Source organism: Rahnella sp. 1L-D-7-B-C2, from assembly GCF_057290995.1.
In genome coordinates this window covers 1-17,349 of record NZ_JBXAVQ010000001.1, presented here as the reverse complement: position 1 = coordinate 17,349, position 17,349 = coordinate 1, and the positions used below count along the sequence as shown (strand labels likewise).

Sequence of the window (17,349 nt, the reverse complement as noted above, 5' to 3'; positions counted from 1 at the left end):
TTGTTTTAACCTAGAGTGTATTGATGTAAATGCAAGTAAATATAGGTCAATAAACCTCAGTGAGGGCACGAAGATCCAAACCATAGGGAAGCTCCGAAAACGTCAAAAGGATGTATAATGCAGGGCTGGTATTTGTATTTTTCAAATAAAGTTGATTCTCTGCTTCAGGAACTTCCTGTGATGACTTCCCAAACTGCTGTACTTCCGTGGGGCAAACTATGAGCCGTCCTGCACCTTCTTATAAAGGACTGACACGTATTGCGTCGCTGGTGTCGCTGTGCGTGGCGCTGATTCTGGTCTGCGTAAAAGTGTGGGCCTGGGCGGCGACCGGCTCGATTGCGTTGCTTACCTCGGCGGCTGATGGACTGGTGGACGTGCTGGCGTCGATGGTGACGCTGATTGGCGTACGCTACGCGCTGCGCCCGGCGGATAAGGGTCACCGGTATGGTCACGGCAAGGCTGAGGCCGTGGCGGCGTTTGTACAGGCACTGCTGCTGGGCGCGGCGGGGCTGGTGCTCGGCGGCGAATCCATCGGCCGTATCATTAATCCGCAACCGCTGGCGCAGCTTGGTTTAGGCATCTGGGTCATCATCGGCAGCTCGATTGCCGCGACCGGTCTGGTGCTGATGCAAACTTACGTCGTGAAACGCACTGGCTCGACGGCCATCGCCGCTGACCGTGCGCATTACATCACGGATGTCGCGGTGAACATCGCGGTGCTGGTGGCGTTGATCCTCGAGCGTCATCTCGGCTGGACCCGTTCGGACTCCATCGGTGCACTGCTGATTTCCTTTTATATGATCTGGAACGCGCGCGGCATGGCGGCGGATGCGCTCAAACAGTTGCTGGACCGCGAACTGGATATTGTGGATCGCAAACGGGTGAAGGCGGCGGTGCTGAGCGTTGAGGGCGTGCGCGGCGTGCATGATATCCGCACCCGTAACGGTGGTGACCGCGTATTCGTCGAGTTCCACGTTGAAGTTGACGGTGCGTTATCGGTCGATATCGGCCATGAAATTGGCGACGCCGCTGAAATGGCTGTCAGTAAACTGTTTAAATCCGCTGACGTTACTGCCCATCTTGAACCTGACGGCATCGACGATGACCGGCTGGATAACGTGCTGCTCTGATTCACTCTGTGCCTCACTGAAAACAAAAACCTCCGCCAGTGATGACGGAGGTTTTTTTATCTTACGAATTTCACTCAGTGCGTGCGCATACCCGCTGCCGCCATCAGCAGCTTAAACACTGAGGCAACGGCAAACAGCGCCAGCACGCTGCAAAGCCAGATCATCGCCATCCAGCCGACGCGTTTCCAGAACGGTTGTTTGATGACGGTATCCTGGTCCATTTCTCTGATCAGCTTTTTCATTTTTTCACCTCGCTTTCATCAATGATAGCCCTGATCCGGCGTCACTTTTCCGCGGAATACGTAATAGCTCCAGAAGGTATAGACCAGAATAATAGGAATGATAAACAGCGCGCCGACCAGCATAAAGCCCTGACTCTGCGGCGGCGACGCGGCTTCCCAAATGGATATCGACGGCGGGATAATGTTTGGCCAGATGCTGATCCCAAGGCCGGTATAACCGAGAAATACCAGCGCCAGCGTCAGCAGAAAAGGCGCGTGGTGAGCCTGACGGTTTACTGCCCGCAGCATCCATACCGAGACCAGCACGACCAGCACCGGCACCGGCAGGAACCAGAACAGATTTGGCCGTGTGAACCAGCGATCGGCGATGTCGCCATGCGTCAGCGGCGTCCAGATGCTGATAATCGCCAGCACCGCCAGCAGGGTGAACAACAGCGGTTTGACGCGGCTGTGCATATTCTCCTGCAACGCTCCTTCGGTTTTCATGATAAGCCAGGTACAGCCGAGCAGGGCGTAAGCGACCACCAGACCCAGTCCGCAGAACAGATTGAACGGCGTCAGCCAGTCCAGCGCGCCGCCCGCGTAAGCACGGTTGACCACCGGAATGCCGCTTATCACCGCTCCCAGCACCACGCCCTGACAGAACGTCGCCAGTACCGAGCCGCCGATAAATGATTTATCCCACACATGGCGTTTTTCCGCGCTGGCCTTGAAGCGAAACTCAAACGCCACGCCGCGAAAAATCAGGCCAAACAGCATCAGCGTCAGCGGGATCGCCAGCGCGTCCAGAATCACCGAATAGGCCAGCGGAAACGCGCCGAACAGCCCCGCACCGCCGAGCACCAGCCAGGTTTCATTACCGTCCCAGACGGGGGCGACGGTGTTCATCATCACGTCACGCTCATGCTCTTCTTTGACCAGCGGAAACAGCAGGCCGATCCCCAGATCGAAACCGTCCATCACTACGTACATCATCACGCCAAAGACGATGATCAAAAACCAAATCAGCGGCAGATCGATACCCATATCAGACTCCTTTACCTTCATCGTCGAGCGATTCTTTGATGGCCGAGAGCGGACGCGCCGGTGTGCGATGCTGCCCCGGGCCGCCGTGCTCACTGCTTTGTCCTTCATGCGGTTGCGGGCCTTTGCGGATCAGTTTCATCATGTAGATGTAGCCCACGCCGAACACTGACGAGTAAATCACCACAAACAGCAGCAGGCTGATGCTCATCTGCATCGCTCCGTGATTCGATACGGCATCTTTGGTGCGCAGCAGGCCGTATACCACCCACGGTTGCCGCCCGATTTCTGTGGTAAACCAGCCCGCCAGCAACGCGATAAGCCCTGAGGGCCCCATCCATAAGGCAAAATGCAGGAAGGCTCTGTTCTCATACAAATTGCCGCGCCAGCGCAGATACAGGCTCCACAGACCCAGCACGATCATCAGCATTCCCAGTCCGGCCATGATGCGGAAGGTATAGAAGATGATGGTTGAGTTCGGGCGATCTTCTTTCGGGAAGGACTTCAGCGCCGGAATTTGCTGCGACAGGCTGTGGGTCAGGATCAGGCTGCCGAGATAGGGGATTTCGAGGGCATAACGGGTTTCCTCGCGGTTCATGTCCGGATAACCAAACAGGATCAGCGGCGTCGGTTCGCTGTCTTTATTCTCCCAGTGGCCTTCAATGGCGGCGATTTTAGCGGGCTGGTATTTAAGCGTGTTCAGCCCGTGTGCGTCGCCAAGAAACGCCTGGATCGGCGAGACGATCAGCGCCATCCACATCGCCATTGACAGCATGGTGCGCATCGCCGGCGTATTGCGGCCTTTCAGCAGATGCCAGGCGGCAGACGCGCCGACAAAGAACGCCGAAGACAGAAACGCGGCGGTGGTCATGTGCAGCAGCCGGTAGGGGAAGGATGGATTGAAAATCACCTTAAACCAGTCTACCGGGATCACCTGGTTGTTAACGATTTCATAACCCTGCGGCGTGTGCATCCAGCTGTTGGACGCGAGGATCCAGAACGTCGACATCAGTGTCCCGAGGGCCACCATACAGGTTGCGAAGAAGTGTAGCCCGGGGCCGACGCGGTTCCAGCCGAACAGCATGACGCCGAGAAAACCGGCTTCGAGGAAGAAGGCGGTGAGCACTTCATAAGTCAGCAGCGGGCCGGTAATACTGCCCGCGAACGAGGAGAAAAAGCTCCAGTTAGTGCCGAACTGGTAAGCCATCACCAGCCCAGAAACCACGCCCATCCCGAAGTTCACGGCAAAAATTTTCGACCAGAAGTGGTAAAGATCGCGATATTCCTCTTTCCTGGTTTTCAGCCACATCCCTTCGAGCACGGCCAGAAAACTGGCCAGCCCGATGGTGATAGCCGGAAATATAATGTGGAATGAAACGGTGAAGGCGAACTGTATACGTGCCAGCTCAAAGGCATCCAGACCAAACATAAAACCTCTTTTTTTGCAGGTGAGCCCTTTAACCAATCATAGGTGGTTGAACCAGGATGGTTAAAATTTATTCAAAATAGGGAATTTAATGAGGGGAGAGATTGAAACATGGAGAGCGGTTGTATAACAGATACAGTATGGTGATGAATATATATAACAGTTTGGAGGGCTCGCCGACTTTTGGACTCGCGTCTTTTTCCACTTCTTCCTCCGGCGTGATTTTTGAACGCGGCCAAAGGCTATGTTAAGCGGTACTCGGCCAGCATTTAAAACCGCCAGTATCTGGCGCTGATATGCCGACGCTCAAAATCTTGACGTTGATCTTGAGTTTAATCTCCGTCCTTCGCTGCGGCTCCCCGCAAAGATAACTGTTCGACCCTGTCTATTGCGCGCCGAATTGCGCCAAATTCAATCTCCCCCGGCATGTTCCCCATATCCGGAGTGCTCAGGCTCCGGTCAATAATTACTGCCAGGTCCTCCTCCGTGATCCCCCCGGCAAGCTGAGATAACTGCGTCGGAACGGCACTGGCCTGCGCGAGGGCAATCGCGGTCAGCAACTCTTCGTCGCTGCGGCCCTCCAGCGCCAGCAGGCATAAATTCCCATAGCCGACCAGCAGACCGTGTGCGACGTGGCGGGTTTTGTCGCAGGCGGTGAAACCTTCGTATAAGGCATGTGCCGCGCCGGTGTGCGCGCCGTTGCTCATGATTGAGGTGAGTCCTGCATAGAGAAAAATCGCGTCAAGAACCTGCTCGAGCGCGTTGTTGGCTTTGCCTTCCTGCACGGCAAAACAGGCGTCAGCGGCGAAGTGTTCGATGAGGGTGTAGCAAAGTTCGCTGTTGGTGCGGGCAACGCCCGCCAGGCCGGTGAGCTGGCTGAGATCGCTGATGGCGCGGTATTCGTACCACTTCGCCAGCGTATCGCCGATGCCCGCTGACAACCAATGTAGCGGGGCGGTGGCGAGAAGATCGGCGTCGATAACCGCAGCGGCAGGGCCGCAGGGGAGAGGGTACATATCGCGAAACTGGCCGTCCTGATGATAACGAAACGTCAGCGACGTAACGGCGGAACAGGTCCCCGCAATACTCGGCAAAGTGACGACCGGGACATTGCAGGCAACGCCCGCCGCTTTGGTGGCATCGATGGCTTTGCCGCCGCCGGTGGCAATGATCACTTCCACCCCTTGCGTGCGGAAAATGTCGGCCAGCCGGTTGATCTCTTCCTGACAACATTCGCCGTTAAACACTTCGTTGCCAAGATAACTGACCATCTGCTGTTCCAGCTGGTCGGCGACTTTCGCCTCGACGCTGGCAATCGCGCGTTTGCCGCCGACCAGCATGGCGCGCTGTCCCAGACGTCCGCACATCGCGCCCAAATGCTTAATCGCCCCGCGCCCGCGCAGGACGCTGGCAGGAAATACCAACCGGTGGGTGAACATAGAAGCCCTCAGAAAACGCAGTGTTTTAAGAAGTATAGAAGGCCTCTTAAGGATCGCCGGAAATTCAGCGGCGGCGCTGACGGACGGCGTCGTGGGTTTTGCGCAGGGCATCGCGCGCGCCCGGTAACCGCTGGGCGATACCGATGTAAAGACAATCGATGATCAGCAACTGGCTGGTGCGGCTGGCCATAGCGGCGGCGCGGAAACCCAGCTCGCGCCCGCTGGTCAGCAGCACGGCGTCGGCTTTGCGGGCGAGGGGAGAACGTCCGCCCGCGGTGATCGCCAGCGTTTTGGCACCGGCGGATTTCGCCTGCAAAAGCGCATCGAGAACGCCGGTGGTTTCGCCCGAGTGGGAAATCGCCAGCGCGACGTCGGCAGAGGTGAGCTGACAGGCGCTGACCAGACTTTCATCGGTGCTGCCGTAAGTCTGGGCGATGACGCCAACGCGGCGCAGCTTTTGGCAGAAATCCTGGGCGACCAGCGCCGATGCGCCTGCGCCGTACACATCGATGCGTCTGGCCTGCGCCAGCACGCTCACCGCCTGCTCCAGCGTTTCACCGCTGAGCAACTGCGCCGTGGCACTTGCGCCTTCCACTTCAAATGCCAGCAGTTTATGCAGGATCTGTTTCGGCGTGTCGTCCTCGCCGATATCCGCCACCAGCGGCTCACCGGCAGGCGCTTTGCGTGGAAGTTCGGCGGCTAATGCCAGCCGCAGCGCGGGATAACCTTCGAAGCCTAACCGTCGGCTGGCGCGCACCACAGTGGCGGTGCTGGTCGCAGCACGTCGGGCCAGTTCCGCCACGCCGAGCCGGGAGATGCCCGGCGGATCGCTGATAATAAGGGTGATCACCCGCTGTTCAGCCTGTGAAAAACTTCCCTGTAGCGCCGCTAAGCGCGACTGTAAATTCATCACGCTCATCGGTTATTTATCCAGTTCGCGCAGATGGTCATCTTTGCGCAGCGTCATGAGCGCAAACAGGCTGACGATGCAGGTTGCGACCACGTAATAGGCCGGAATATCCAGATTGCCGGTTTCTTTGATAAGACCCGTGATGATAAGACCCGCGCAGCCGGAGAACACCGCGTTTGACAGCGAATAGGATAAACCAAGGCCGGTGTAACGCACGCGGGTCGGGAACATTTCCGCCAGCATCGCCGGGCCGGGTCCGGCAATCATGCCGATAGTTGCCCCGGCGATCAGCACCGCAACACCTTTCGCCAGCAGGCTGCTATCCGGATTTTGCAACAGATGCAGCAGCGGGAAGCTGAGGATAATCACCGCCAGCACCGCCGCCATCATCACTTTTTTACGGCCAATTTTGTCGCTCAGCCAGCCAGAAGGGAGGATTGCTATAGCAAAACCGACATTCGCCAATACCGTCGCGACCAGCGCCTGTAAAAACGTGGCGTGCAGCGAGGTTTGCAGATAAGAAGGCATTACGACGAGGAAAGTATAACCGCCCGCCGACCAGCCCATCATGCGGCCAATCCCCAGCGCGATGGCTTTGGCGGTGGCCACGGCAGAGGCTTTCTCAGCAGCGGTTTTTTGCGCTTTCACTTCCGGCTTTTTACTCGCCACAAAACTTGGCGTTTCATCGAGTTTGAGGCGCAGCCACAGCGCTACCAGCCCCATCGGCAGGGCGAGCAGGAACGGAATACGCCAGCCCCAATCTTTCATCTGCGCGTCGGGCAGTGTCTGAACCAGAATCGCCACCAGCCCGACGCCGGTCAGTAAACCTAAGGAGACGGTGAACGACTGCCAGGCGCCGTAAATCCCGCGTTTGCCTTTCGGGGCGAACTCGGTCATCAGCGAGACTGCGCCGCCGAATTCACCTCCGGCGAATAGCCCCTGAAACATCCTCATCAGCGTCAGTAAGAGCGGTGCCGCGACGCCGATCTGGGCATAAGTCGGCAGCAGGCCAATGATGGCGGTGGCGACGGTCATCAGTAAAACCACGGCGATGAGCGTCGGTTTACGACCAATGCGGTCACCGATGCGGCCAAAAATAATCGCGCCAATCGGACGGCAGAAAAATGCCAGCGCGAAAGAGGCATAGGTGAGCAGCAAGCCGGTCAGGCCGGTCTGGCCTTCCAGCGTAAAGAAATTACCGGCGATAAGCGTCGCCAGATAACCATACACACCGAATTCGTACCATTCGATAAAGTTGCCGACGGAACCGGCAACAAGTGCCCGACGGGACTGACTGGCGCTGGCTACAGCAGGGGAAGTCTGGCTGGTCATCAATAACCTCAGGTCATGAGCAGATAGGAAATGTAAATAATTTTCTAAATTCAGGTGATCATTATGTCAATAATTTTCATCTACTGAACAAAATAAAAGCGAAATCTGTGGGGTTGAACCGAATTTAAAGAGGAATACGCAGATGAAACAAAACAGGCGATGCCCGGAAGCATCGCCTGTCTGCGGAATGTTTGTGCAATAAAAGGGGGGAGTGAAAAGGGTCAGAGCGTGTGGATGTCGATCCCATCGCCGATGTTACTTTTCTGGTAATAAGCGCGTGGCACTTCTACCTGATACTGCTTGTCGGCGTACGCGACTTCCAGTATGAAACGCTCGTTTTCATAAGATTCCACCGGGATAAACCCGAAGAATCCCTCCGCCACGCTGATGGTGCGCGAAGACGGAACGGCATAACGGTGAACAATCCTTGCTCTGAGCGGCTGCTGAGTGCCAGTTAACATATTCCATACGCGGTTAACGGGTTGCGACAGCGTGTCAAGCACGTCTGAGGCCAGCGAGTTGAGCGTCGATTTCTTCATAGTCATGATGAATACCTCCTTGGTCTATATAACCTAATTCTTATAATTATCTGCGGTTAAGATCCAATGATTTTTAACGCTAAGCTTAGTCAGGTTTTGTAAGCCTTTGGCGGATTTAGAAATTACTCCGCCATCGTTTTGCGTCTTTTGCCGGATTTACGTTCTGCTAGCAATAACGGGCAGGAAGGACACATCGCGTGATCTGCCAGATCGTAGCGCAGACAGCACTGTTTACGGTATTGCGGGCTGTCGGGATCGGCAGGGTTTTCCGGGCGCAGCGGCTGGAACAGCGGATTTTTACCGCCCCAGCGCAGCTCACGGGATTCCATCAGCGCCATGCCGTCAGAGATATCCGCGTTCGCCAGCTCCGCCTGTTTAACGCCCCAGCCGACGCGGATCGCCGCGTTACTCCAGTAAATACCCGGCTTGAGACCGGAGAATTCTGCCAGCGCTTCACACACAGGGCGCAAATGCTGCTCGATCATCACATCAAACCGCGCCATTGGCTCGGCGGACGTCAGCGCTTCGCCCTCGCCGTCGAGATAAATTTGCGCCGGTAATCCCTCTTCCTGCATGCACAAATAGACATTTTGCGCAGCGATAGGCAACTGCCAGCCGTGGCGCAGGGAAACGATGACCCAGCTCGGCAACAGGGTGGCGAAGTACCATTGTGACCACATCGAAATCCGCGCACGGCGTTTGTCGCACTGCGCGGCGTCGGCAGCGTTGGCATCCAGATAGCGTTTGAGCACGCTGGCGCAGCCTTCGGCCGTGGTCAGGTGCGACATCGGCACTGCGTTGGTCACCAGCGGTGTCAGCGGTTTGAAGGTGTCCGCCACCCAACTGACGGGCGTATCGCGGAAACTGTCGAGAAGTCTTTGCATTGTCGGTGTCGAATGGGATTCGGCGCTATAAATCATGGGGGTAGAGTAGCGAATATTGAAGCGGAATAGTAATGATTTCGATTTAGATTGCACAAAACGCCACACCGCGCACGCAGCGGGGCGCAATGGCTGTGCCCCGCCGTAAAGCAAAGGCTTACAGCACGTTACTTTGCAGTACCCAAACTGCCGCCTCGACACGGGATTTAAGTTTCATTTTTTTCAGCAGATGCTTAACGTGGACTTTCACCGTGCTCTCAGTGATGTTCAGACGGCGGGCGATCATCTTGTTCGGCAGACCTTCGGCAATCAGCTTGATGATGTCACGCTCGCGCGGCGTCAGTGACTGAATATCCCTGTCTCCGCTTGGACGGCTTTCGCGCAGGCTGGCGGCCAGCACTGGCGTCAGGGCTTCGCTCAGTACCATCTTACCGGCGGCGGCGTTGTGCAGCGCGGTCAGCAAATCTTCCGGCTCCATGTCTTTGAGCAGATAACCGTCGGCACCGCGCTTGAGCGCCGTCACCACGTCATCTTCATGATTCGACACGCTGAACACCACCACACGCCCGGAAAGCGAGGTCTGGCGCATCTTATCCAGCGTATCCAGCCCGTTCATGCCGGGCATGTTTAAGTCCAGCAAGATCAGGTCGGGATCGAGCTGTTTCGCCAGCTCGACGCCCTGTTCGCCGTTGCTGGCTTCGCCGATGACTTGCAGGCTGGTGTCGAGTGCTATCAGCTGTTTGACGCCGTTACGCAGCATAGGATGATCGTCAATCAGCAAAATGGTGGAAGGGGTGATGTCGTTCATACTTGCTCCTGGGGATTGATGGGCAGGGCTTCCGGGCGGAAACGCACCACAACTTCAGTGCCGCCGTCCGGGCGCCGGTCAAACCGGCAACTGCCGTGTAAGGTACTGGCGCGATCCTGCATGATGATCAGGCCATAATGATTTTGCCGTTCGGCGTGTTGATCAATGCCCTGACCGTTGTCGCAGATGCGCATGGTGATCTCTGTGTCATCGCAATGCAGGGAAAGCGAAACCTGCGTTGCTTTGGCGTGTTTGTGCGCATTGTTCAGCGCCTCGCGGGCGATGTGCAGCAGATGTATGCCCTGATTGGCGGGTACGGAACGTGGCGGTATCTGATAATCAAAACCGACCGTCAGCCCCATGCGGCGCGAGAATTCATCGACGGTATGTTGCAGCGCGGCACGCAGGCCGGGCGTGTTGAGCGTCAGGCGGAAGGTAGTCAGCAGTTCACGCAGCTGACGGTACGCGGTGCTCAGCTCATCACGCATTTGCTTTAACAGATTTTTGTCGTCTTCGGAAAACGATTCGGCGTGCATCTGCAGGCAGGCGACCTGAATTTTCAGGCAAGACAGCGACTGCGCCAGCGAATCGTGCAGCTCGCGGGCGATGGCCGATCTTTCTTCCATCAGCATCAGTTGCTGCTGATGTTCTGCCTGCCGCGCCAGCATCAGCGTACTGGTCAGCTGTTCGAGCAGGGTCATCACCAGCTGTTGCTGATCGTCGTCCAGATGCTGGCCCGGTGGCAGCTGCGCCAGCAACACGCCGTAGTTCTCGCGCTCATCGCGCAAACTCCAGCTCAGTGATTCGCCGTTTTCATCCGCGTGTTCCCCGACCTTCGGGCTGACCGGCTGGCGCGGCGATGCGTTACTGAATTCGTTAAAAACTTCGGCGCTGTTGTTCTCATACTGACGCAACTGAACTCCGCTCAGCGGGGTCAGAGACTGCAACTCTTTCAGCACCGGCTCCATCCGCACGTCCAGCGGTTCGCTGGTGTGCAGCTGGCGGCTGACGCGGTACAGATAATCCAGCACCTGATTTTTTTGTTGCAGATCGGCGGTTTTTTCCGCCACGCGCTGCGCCAGATTATCCACCATTTCCGCCAGCGCCAGGGACATGCTGTTGAGCGAGTCGCCCAGAATATCCATCTCGTTGTGCGCATCACCATTTGCCACGCGTTTGCGTTGATAGCGATGGCTGAAATCGCCGGCGGTGATGGCGCTGGCCTGCGATAACAGGTTGCGCCACGGCATCAGCAGGTGGCGGCGCAGGAACCAGATGGTGACGGCGAGCAGGAACAGGGTCACCGCCACCAGCGCACGCTGGATAAGCGATATCTGCTGTAAATGGTATTCGGTTTTGTGTTCGAGAGTGGCGACCAGCACATCGAGCTGGCCGACAAACACTGCGACGTTGGCGGAAATATCCTGCGGACGTTTGGCCGTCAGCACCTGATCGCGCAGCGTGGTTTGCCAGTAATTACGCAGTGCAAGAAACTGTGGTTGCAGGTTTTCACGTTCGACCGCCTGCAACAGATCGGCGCTGTTCTGATCGACTTCCATCTGACGAATGTAAGCGGTGTTTTTCCCGCTGAGCGGTACTTCCGACAGCAGCCGGTAACTCTGCATACGCAACGATCCGGCCTTATTGATAGCGTGTGCGTTGCCTTCGATACTGCCCGCCATCCACGCTGCCATGCTCATGCCGCCAATGCCCAGCAGGCCGAGCAGCAGCATCAGCAATGTAATCTGGCTGACCAGCGACAAAGAAGGCAGGGCGCGTTTAAGCATGGATCGGGTTTCCGGTGGCTGTAAAAAGCGTTAAGTAATTGGTTATATACCGCTTAGTGCTGAGATAACCGCAGTGTAATGGGGGGCATTTTTTATGATCCGGATGACTTTCCCTATACCTCTTTGTGATTACTCCTTTATTTCCCTGCAAGTGCTGCCTGAGGGGGCAGGCAAAGGATTAAGTCATCAACTTGATGAATAGTAGCAGTTTATTGGAAAGCAGCCCGATACTCACAAAGGGTCTGGGATGATTTTAGCGCCTTTTTCCACCTGCTGTTGCGTTGATTTGCATCAACATCCCTAAGCGGTGCTCTACCTAGTGTGTGCGACATAACTCAACCATTACAACAATAACGCGCTTCAACTCGAGGTTCTTATGTCACACACATCCGCTTCACCGACGAAAAAACCGTCCCGCCTGTTGCAGGACTGGCGTCCGGAAGACCCGGCATTTTGGGAAAAGACCGGCCATAAAGTCGCCAGCCGAAATTTATGGATTTCCGTGCCGTGCCTGTTACTGGGTTTCTGCGTCTGGATGCTGTTCAGCCTGGTTTCCGTAAACCTGAACAAAGTCGGGTTTAACTTCACCACCGATCAGCTGTTTATGCTGACCGCCATCCCGTCCGTGTCCGGCGCACTGCTGCGCGTGCCTTATTCCTTTATGATCCCGTTGTTTGGCGGACGTCGCTGGACGGCGCTTAGCACTATCTTCCTGGTTCTGCCTTGCGCATGGCTGGGCTTTGCGGTGCAGGACATCACCACCTCCTACAACACTTTCTTAATCATCGCACTGCTGTGCGGCTTCGGCGGCGCGAACTTCGCCTCCAGCATGTCTAACATCAGCTTCTTCTTCCCGAAAGCCAAACAGGGCGGCGCGCTGGGTATCAACGGCGGTCTGGGTAATCTGGGCGTCAGCGTGATGCAGCTGGTTGCTCCGCTGGTTATCTCCCTTGGCGTGTTTGCTGCGTTCAGCGATAAACAAACGCTGGCTAATGGCTCAGATATCTGGCTGCAAAACGCCGCGTGGATCTGGGTACCGTTCCTGGTTGTCGGGACGATTGCCGTGTGGTTTGGTATGAACGATCTGGCGTCTTCAAAAGCGTCGATCCGCCAGCAGCTACCGGTGCTCAAACGTGGTCACTTGTGGATCATGAGCGTTCTGTATCTGGCGACATTCGGCTCGTTCATCGGCTTCTCCGCCGGTTTCGCGATGCTGACCAAAACCCAGTTCCCGGACGTTAACATCTTGCAATTCGCCTTCTTCGGTCCGTTCTTCGGTGCACTGGCGCGTTCTGCAGGTGGCATGTTGTCCGACCGTCTGGGGGGGATCCGTGTGACGCTGGTGAACTACATCCTGATGGCCATCTTCGCCGGACTGCTGTTCCTGACCCTGCCGGTCAACGGCGTGGGCGGTAACTTCCCGGCCTTCTTCGCGGTATTCATGGTGCTGTTCCTGACGGCCGGTCTGGGAAGTGGTTCAACTTACCAGATGATTGCGGTGATCTTCCGTAAACTGACCACCGATCAGGCGAAAGCGCGCGGCGCAACTGACGACGAAGCCCTGCGCGAAGCCGTGACCGATACCGCTGCGGCACTCGGTTTTATCTCTTCCATTGGCGCGATTGGCGGGTTCTTTATCCCTAAAGCCTTTGGCACCTCTCTGGCGCTGACCGGCTCACCGGCTGGCGCGATGAAAGTCTTCCTGGTGTTTTACGTGGTGTGTGCGCTGATCACCTGGCTGGTGTACTGGCGTAAGCTGAATAAAGGTTTTGCGACCAAACAGGTCAAAAACTGAGTCAGCGAAAGCGAAAGGAAAAAATAACTTAAAGGGGCTTCGGCCCCTTTGTTATGCCACACAAATCCCGCCTGTACTCTCCCACCAACGTATTATTTTTTTACTATCCTTAACGCAAATTAGACAAAGCTGTCGTGTTTGGCGGGGGTAGGGAATGAAGAAGCAAAAGATTTCTTCGGTGAACTGTTGCAGGACGCTCCTGACCAGCCTGATAAGCCTGGGCTTTTCCGGGACGGTCTTAGCGGGGTGTGATATCACCCAGCCCACGTCCGGCCAGAGCGTGACGTGCTCGGTCAGCACGCCGAATCCTTCTGTGACGGGGTCACGGCGGCGTTGGGAAGTGACAATGTCACGGTGAATATTGGCATTGGCACTATTCTGAATTTAAGCGATCAAAACGGTGTGCTGATCTACAGCAACAGCTCAGTTTTCAACGTGGCACGCTGAATATCAGCAACGACAGTTTTGACGGCATATCCTCCCGCCTTTCCGGCAATGTCATTGAGAATTTCGGCACTATCAACACGCAGGGCGTGGAATCCGAAGCACTCTTTATTTCTGGCACCGACAATCAGGCCATCAATCAGTCCGGCGGGATGATCACCACCTCAGGGGATGATTCCAGCGGAATGATAAGCTTCAGAGCCTCGACCACCGACGTTGGTGATAATCGGCTGACCAATGCGGGCATGATTTCCACGTCAGGCGCGGGCTCAACGGGGATGTTTGCGCAGGGCACCGGCAACCGGCTGACCAACACCGGCAGCATTAGTACCACCGGCGACAACGCCTCCGGCATGCAAGTGAACGGCAACGGGAATCTTCTCGATAACCGCGGAACAATCGTCACGCAGGGGCGCGCGGCGAACGGCATTAACGCAGGCGGTGGCACCGAGCTTGGGAGCGTCACCAACACCGGAGCGATCACGACGTCGGGGTTGTTCGCCAACGGCGTGTATTTCGATAATGCCGGGACGTTCACCAACGCGGCGGATGGCAACATTACCAGCAGCGCCGCGCGCGGCGTGCTGGCGACGGCGGGCGGCACGCTGACTAACCACGGTGAAATCCGTGCGTGGCGCGACGGGATAGACAGCTACTACGGCGTCGCGACTATCACCAATACCGGTTCCATCACCTCTGACAATGAGCGCGCCGTGCATTTCGACAGCGACGACAACGGCACGCTGATTAACAGTGGCGATCTCACTGGCAACGGCGTCGCGGTGCAGTTTTCCGGTGGCACCGACACCTTCATCTGGCAAAACAGCGGTGCGATCACCGGCTCGGTAGAGATGGCCGCAGGCGACGACACCGCAACACTGATCAATATGGACGACAGCAGTTTGACGGCAATGCCCGCTCTCGACGGTGGCACCGGTAACGACCGGCTGACGCTCGATAACGCCCGGCTCAGCCAGCCATCACGTTTTATCCAGTGGGAAAGCCTGCTGCTGCAAAACGCGGCGCAACTGACCCTCAACACACCGCTGGTTATGGGGGATGCGCAGAGCGGAACCGGCAGCGTCAGTATTGATGCCACCAGCGCTTTACTGGCGGGTGGTCAGAGCGCCGCAAGTATCGCCAGTTTTAGCGGCGAAAATGACGTCAGCGTCACGAACGCCGGCACGATAGACCTGACCAACGGCGGCAACAGCACTGCGGACCGGCTGACGATTAATGGCAATTACGTTGGCAACAACGGCGTACTCAAACTGCAAACCGTGCTCAACGGTGATGATTCGGCCTCAGACCGGCTGGTGATTTCCGGCGGGCAGGCGAGCGGCAGCACGCAGATCCAGGTGACGAACGTCGGCGGGACGGGCGCCGCAACGCTGAATTCCGGCATTATGCTGGTCGAAGCCACCAACGGCGCGACCACCACAACCGGCGCGTTTGTGCTGGCGGGCGGCTCGGTATCCGCCGGTGCCTACGAGTATCTGCTGTTTCGCGGCAGCAGCGACGATGCCCAGGGCTGGTATCTGCGTAATTCACTGATCGTCCCGCCGACCACGCCGCCGGTGACCCCGCCTGTGACGCCACCGGTAAATCCTCCTGTGACGCCGCCAACCACACCACCGGTGACTTCTCCTGAAATCCCGCCGGTGACGACACCGGGCACGCCGCCTGAGATCCCACCGGTGACGTCGCCGGTCGGCCCAACCGCGCCGCCGGTGGGCACTCTCGTTCCGCTCTACCGACAGGAAGCGCCGCTGTATCAGGCGGTCGCACCGTTGGCGCAGCAGATAGGTCTGCATCAGATCAGCACATTCCACGAGCGGCAGGGCGAGGTGAACACCCAGGGTCAGGCGGCCGGCTGGGCGCGAACCTTTGGTGTTCACAGTGAACAATCGTGGTCGGGCGCGACATCACCGGCGTTCGACGGCAATTACGCCGGGCTTCAGGTCGGGCAGGATTTGCTGGCGGGCAATCGTGATAACGCCGGTGTGTTCTATGGCTATACCCGTGCAAAAGGCAATGTGAAAGGGTTTGTCAATGGTCGCCACGACGCCTGGGCCGGAGATCTGACGCTGGAAGGCAACAGCGCAGGCGTGTACTGGACGCATCACTGGGATTCACTGGCGTATGTGGATGCGGTGCTGGTTCACACCTGGCTGAACGGGTCAACCACCTCCGGGCGCAGGCTGGACGCAGACATCGGCGGTAAACTCTGGTCGGCTTCGCTGGAGGCGGGCTATCCGGTCCCGATCGCGGATAACTGGTCGCTTGAACCGCAGGCGCAGTTCATCACCCAGCGGCTGAATCTCGATGACAGCTCCGACAGCATTTCAGACATTCATTACAGCGATGACACCACCTACACCGGGCGCGTCGGCGCACGATTGCAGGGGAACTACGGCGAGCTGGGGAAACGCCTGATGCCGTTCGTGAGAGTCAACCTGTGGCACGACTTCAACGGCACCAGCACCGTCACGCTGGGTAATGACACCCTGAGTCAGGACGAAGGCAGTACGGCACTGGAAGTCGGCGTCGGCGTCGCCGCCAGCCTGAGCCGCCAGATTGAACTTTACTCAGCCGTCAGTCATACCAGCGACGATGACAGCGAACACCGGCAGGATGTCAGCGGTAATCTGGGGGTGAAAATAATCTGGTAAGTCCGTCGCGGACATTAAAAAACCGGCTCACTGGCCGGTTTGCATTCGCAAAAACATCAGAACATTGTTGCGTTAAATATTTTAACGCTAACCCCAGACTAGGCCGATGTACGCAGATAGATACCCTTAACGCCATTTAATTTGAGTTATGCGAAAGGGAGATGCGTGAAAAATGCGTTCTGCGACAGGGGTTCTGAGTTATCCGGAAAAACAAATGTCTCCAATGTGGGATATCATGCGTTATGCATTAATTGGAAACGGCCGGGTGAATAGAAATCCGTTCACACTGCATTCCAGATTACTCACCTAACTCAATGAAATAAAAATTTTGGACATCAAACAGCTCATCTATTCATGTAATCATGCGTTAACCACCTCAAAATCATCCCACCTAATTCATCCTCACGAAAACCCCCGCCACATATAGATACGATCACTTATTATCCCCATCAATACCAACTCAAACTCACGATTCATCACTAAACCCACCTGAAAGTTATGTACACCCAGTAGTACATAATCTAATGTTTTCCCCACTCGAATTATTTCTATGTACTAACTGGGGAAGCATATGGCTCTAACGGATAGTTTCTTGCGTTCCGTGCAAGGAAAGGAGTCTGCGTCTGTCACGGAGAAGTCAGATCGTGACGGACTGTCAGCGAGGATAAGCAGCAAAGGGAAGGTGGTTTTTCAGATCCGCTACATGCTGGCGGGTAAGCAGCGCCGACTCGACATTGGAACCTATCCTGGCATGAGCCTGAAGGAAGCCCGCGACGAAAACATAAAGTTACGCAGGGTTCTGGAAGAAGGCGGTAATCCGTCAGAGTGTAAGTATCCCGCTTAACCGAACCATTCACTTTTAGAGATCTTCCGACATACTGATTACGTCACCTGAGGAGATCGCTATGCGTAAGATCCGAT

The 17,349-nt window shown here is 56.4% G+C and carries 14 protein-coding genes and 1 pseudogene; 5 read left to right on the top strand and 10 right to left on the bottom strand.

Annotation, left to right across the window (positions count from 1 at the left end):
- Positions 1–218 precede the first annotated feature (218 nt).
- The gene (locus AC0Z7K_RS00075; RefSeq protein WP_413528734.1) at positions 219–1,130 is read left to right on the top strand and encodes a cation diffusion facilitator family transporter; all 912 of its coding nucleotides are present in this window, start codon (positions 219–221) and stop codon (positions 1,128–1,130) included.
- A 74-nt stretch (positions 1,131–1,204) separates the two neighbouring features.
- On the opposite strand, the gene AC0Z7K_RS00070 is transcribed toward AC0Z7K_RS00075, so the two are convergent.
- The 10 genes from AC0Z7K_RS00070 to narX all read right to left on the bottom strand — a co-directional run bounded on the left by AC0Z7K_RS00070 (position 1,205) and on the right by narX (position 11,517).
- The gene (locus AC0Z7K_RS00070) at positions 1,205–1,351 is read right to left on the bottom strand and encodes a DUF2474 domain-containing protein (RefSeq protein ID WP_413529014.1); all 147 of its coding nucleotides are present in this window, start codon (positions 1,349–1,351) and stop codon (positions 1,205–1,207) included.
- A 39-nt stretch (positions 1,352–1,390) separates the two neighbouring features.
- Positions 1,391–2,398, bottom strand: a complete 1,008-nt coding sequence (gene cydB, locus AC0Z7K_RS00065; protein ID WP_485612213.1) for a cytochrome d ubiquinol oxidase subunit II — start codon at positions 2,396–2,398, stop codon at positions 1,391–1,393.
- 1 nt (position 2,399) lies between these two features.
- The gene (locus tag AC0Z7K_RS00060; RefSeq protein WP_413528736.1) at positions 2,400–3,824 is read right to left on the bottom strand and encodes a cytochrome ubiquinol oxidase subunit I; all 1,425 of its coding nucleotides are present in this window, start codon (positions 3,822–3,824) and stop codon (positions 2,400–2,402) included.
- A gap of 329 nt (positions 3,825–4,153) precedes the next feature.
- Entirely contained in the window at positions 4,154–5,260 is a 1,107-nt protein-coding gene (locus tag AC0Z7K_RS00055) for an iron-containing alcohol dehydrogenase family protein (protein ID WP_485612212.1), read from the bottom strand.
- A 64-nt stretch (positions 5,261–5,324) separates the two neighbouring features.
- Positions 5,325–6,179, bottom strand: coding sequence for a MurR/RpiR family transcriptional regulator (locus AC0Z7K_RS00050; protein ID WP_413528738.1), 855 nt, complete (start codon positions 6,177–6,179; stop codon positions 5,325–5,327).
- Positions 6,180–6,182: 3 nt separating this feature from the next.
- Complete coding sequence (locus AC0Z7K_RS00045) at positions 6,183–7,502, bottom strand: MFS transporter (RefSeq protein ID WP_413528739.1); 1,320 nt, start codon at positions 7,500–7,502, stop codon at positions 6,183–6,185.
- A 221-nt stretch (positions 7,503–7,723) separates the two neighbouring features.
- Positions 7,724–8,047, bottom strand: coding sequence for a hypothetical protein (locus tag AC0Z7K_RS00040; protein WP_413528740.1), 324 nt, complete (start codon positions 8,045–8,047; stop codon positions 7,724–7,726).
- Between the two features lie 116 nt (positions 8,048–8,163).
- Entirely contained in the window at positions 8,164–8,925 is a 762-nt protein-coding gene (gene fhuF / locus AC0Z7K_RS00035; protein ID WP_485612211.1) for a siderophore-iron reductase FhuF, read from the bottom strand.
- Positions 8,926–9,079: 154 nt separating this feature from the next.
- Complete coding sequence (gene narL / locus AC0Z7K_RS00030; protein WP_112169481.1) at positions 9,080–9,730, bottom strand: two-component system response regulator NarL; 651 nt, start codon at positions 9,728–9,730, stop codon at positions 9,080–9,082.
- On the bottom strand, positions 9,727–11,517 hold the full coding sequence (gene narX / locus AC0Z7K_RS00025) for a nitrate/nitrite two-component system sensor histidine kinase NarX (protein ID WP_485612210.1): 1,791 nt from the start codon (positions 11,515–11,517) through the stop codon (positions 9,727–9,729). The genes narL and narX overlap by 4 nt, the downstream gene beginning before the upstream one ends.
- A 376-nt stretch (positions 11,518–11,893) precedes the next feature.
- Here narX and AC0Z7K_RS00020 point away from each other — a divergent pair, with 376 nt between their 5' ends.
- From AC0Z7K_RS00020 to AC0Z7K_RS00005, 4 genes and pseudogenes are all read left to right on the top strand, one after another.
- Entirely contained in the window at positions 11,894–13,312 is a 1,419-nt protein-coding gene (locus AC0Z7K_RS00020; RefSeq protein ID WP_485612209.1) for a NarK family nitrate/nitrite MFS transporter, read from the top strand.
- A gap of 285 nt (positions 13,313–13,597) precedes the next feature.
- Positions 13,598–13,759 (top strand): hypothetical protein, encoded by a 162-nt coding sequence (locus tag AC0Z7K_RS00015; RefSeq protein ID WP_485612208.1) that lies wholly within the window; start codon positions 13,598–13,600, stop codon positions 13,757–13,759.
- A gap of 86 nt (positions 13,760–13,845) precedes the next feature.
- On the top strand, positions 13,846–16,428 hold the full coding sequence (locus AC0Z7K_RS00010; protein ID WP_485612207.1) for an autotransporter family protein: 2,583 nt from the start codon (positions 13,846–13,848) through the stop codon (positions 16,426–16,428).
- 571 nt (positions 16,429–16,999) lie between these two features.
- Positions 17,000–17,248 (top strand): annotated as a pseudogene (locus AC0Z7K_RS00005) (Arm DNA-binding domain-containing protein); the annotation flags it as partial.
- Positions 17,249–17,349: the final 101 nt, after the last annotated feature.

Excerpts from the sequence above, each read along its gene's own strand:
- AC0Z7K_RS00075 (WP_413528734.1), top strand. The coding sequence starts at position 219 with ATGAGCCGTCCTGCACCTTCTTATAAAGGACTGACACGTATTGCGTCG.
- AC0Z7K_RS00070 (WP_413529014.1), bottom strand. The coding sequence starts at position 1,351 with ATGGACCAGGATACCGTCATCAAACAACCGTTCTGGAAACGCGTCGGC.
- cydB (WP_485612213.1), bottom strand. The coding sequence starts at position 2,398 with ATGGGTATCGATCTGCCGCTGATTTGGTTTTTGATCATCGTCTTTGGC.
- AC0Z7K_RS00060 (WP_413528736.1), bottom strand. The coding sequence starts at position 3,824 with ATGTTTGGTCTGGATGCCTTTGAGCTGGCACGTATACAGTTCGCCTTC.
- AC0Z7K_RS00055 (WP_485612212.1), bottom strand. The coding sequence starts at position 5,260 with ATGTTCACCCACCGGTTGGTATTTCCTGCCAGCGTCCTGCGCGGGCGC.
- AC0Z7K_RS00050 (WP_413528738.1), bottom strand. The coding sequence starts at position 6,179 with ATGAGCGTGATGAATTTACAGTCGCGCTTAGCGGCGCTACAGGGAAGT.
- AC0Z7K_RS00045 (WP_413528739.1), bottom strand. The coding sequence starts at position 7,502 with ATGACCAGCCAGACTTCCCCTGCTGTAGCCAGCGCCAGTCAGTCCCGT.
- AC0Z7K_RS00040 (WP_413528740.1), bottom strand. The coding sequence starts at position 8,047 with ATGACTATGAAGAAATCGACGCTCAACTCGCTGGCCTCAGACGTGCTT.
- fhuF (WP_485612211.1), bottom strand. The coding sequence starts at position 8,925 with ATGCAAAGACTTCTCGACAGTTTCCGCGATACGCCCGTCAGTTGGGTG.
- narL (WP_112169481.1), bottom strand. The coding sequence starts at position 9,730 with ATGAACGACATCACCCCTTCCACCATTTTGCTGATTGACGATCATCCT.
- narX (WP_485612210.1), bottom strand. The coding sequence starts at position 11,517 with ATGCTTAAACGCGCCCTGCCTTCTTTGTCGCTGGTCAGCCAGATTACA.
- AC0Z7K_RS00020 (WP_485612209.1), top strand. The coding sequence starts at position 11,894 with ATGTCACACACATCCGCTTCACCGACGAAAAAACCGTCCCGCCTGTTG.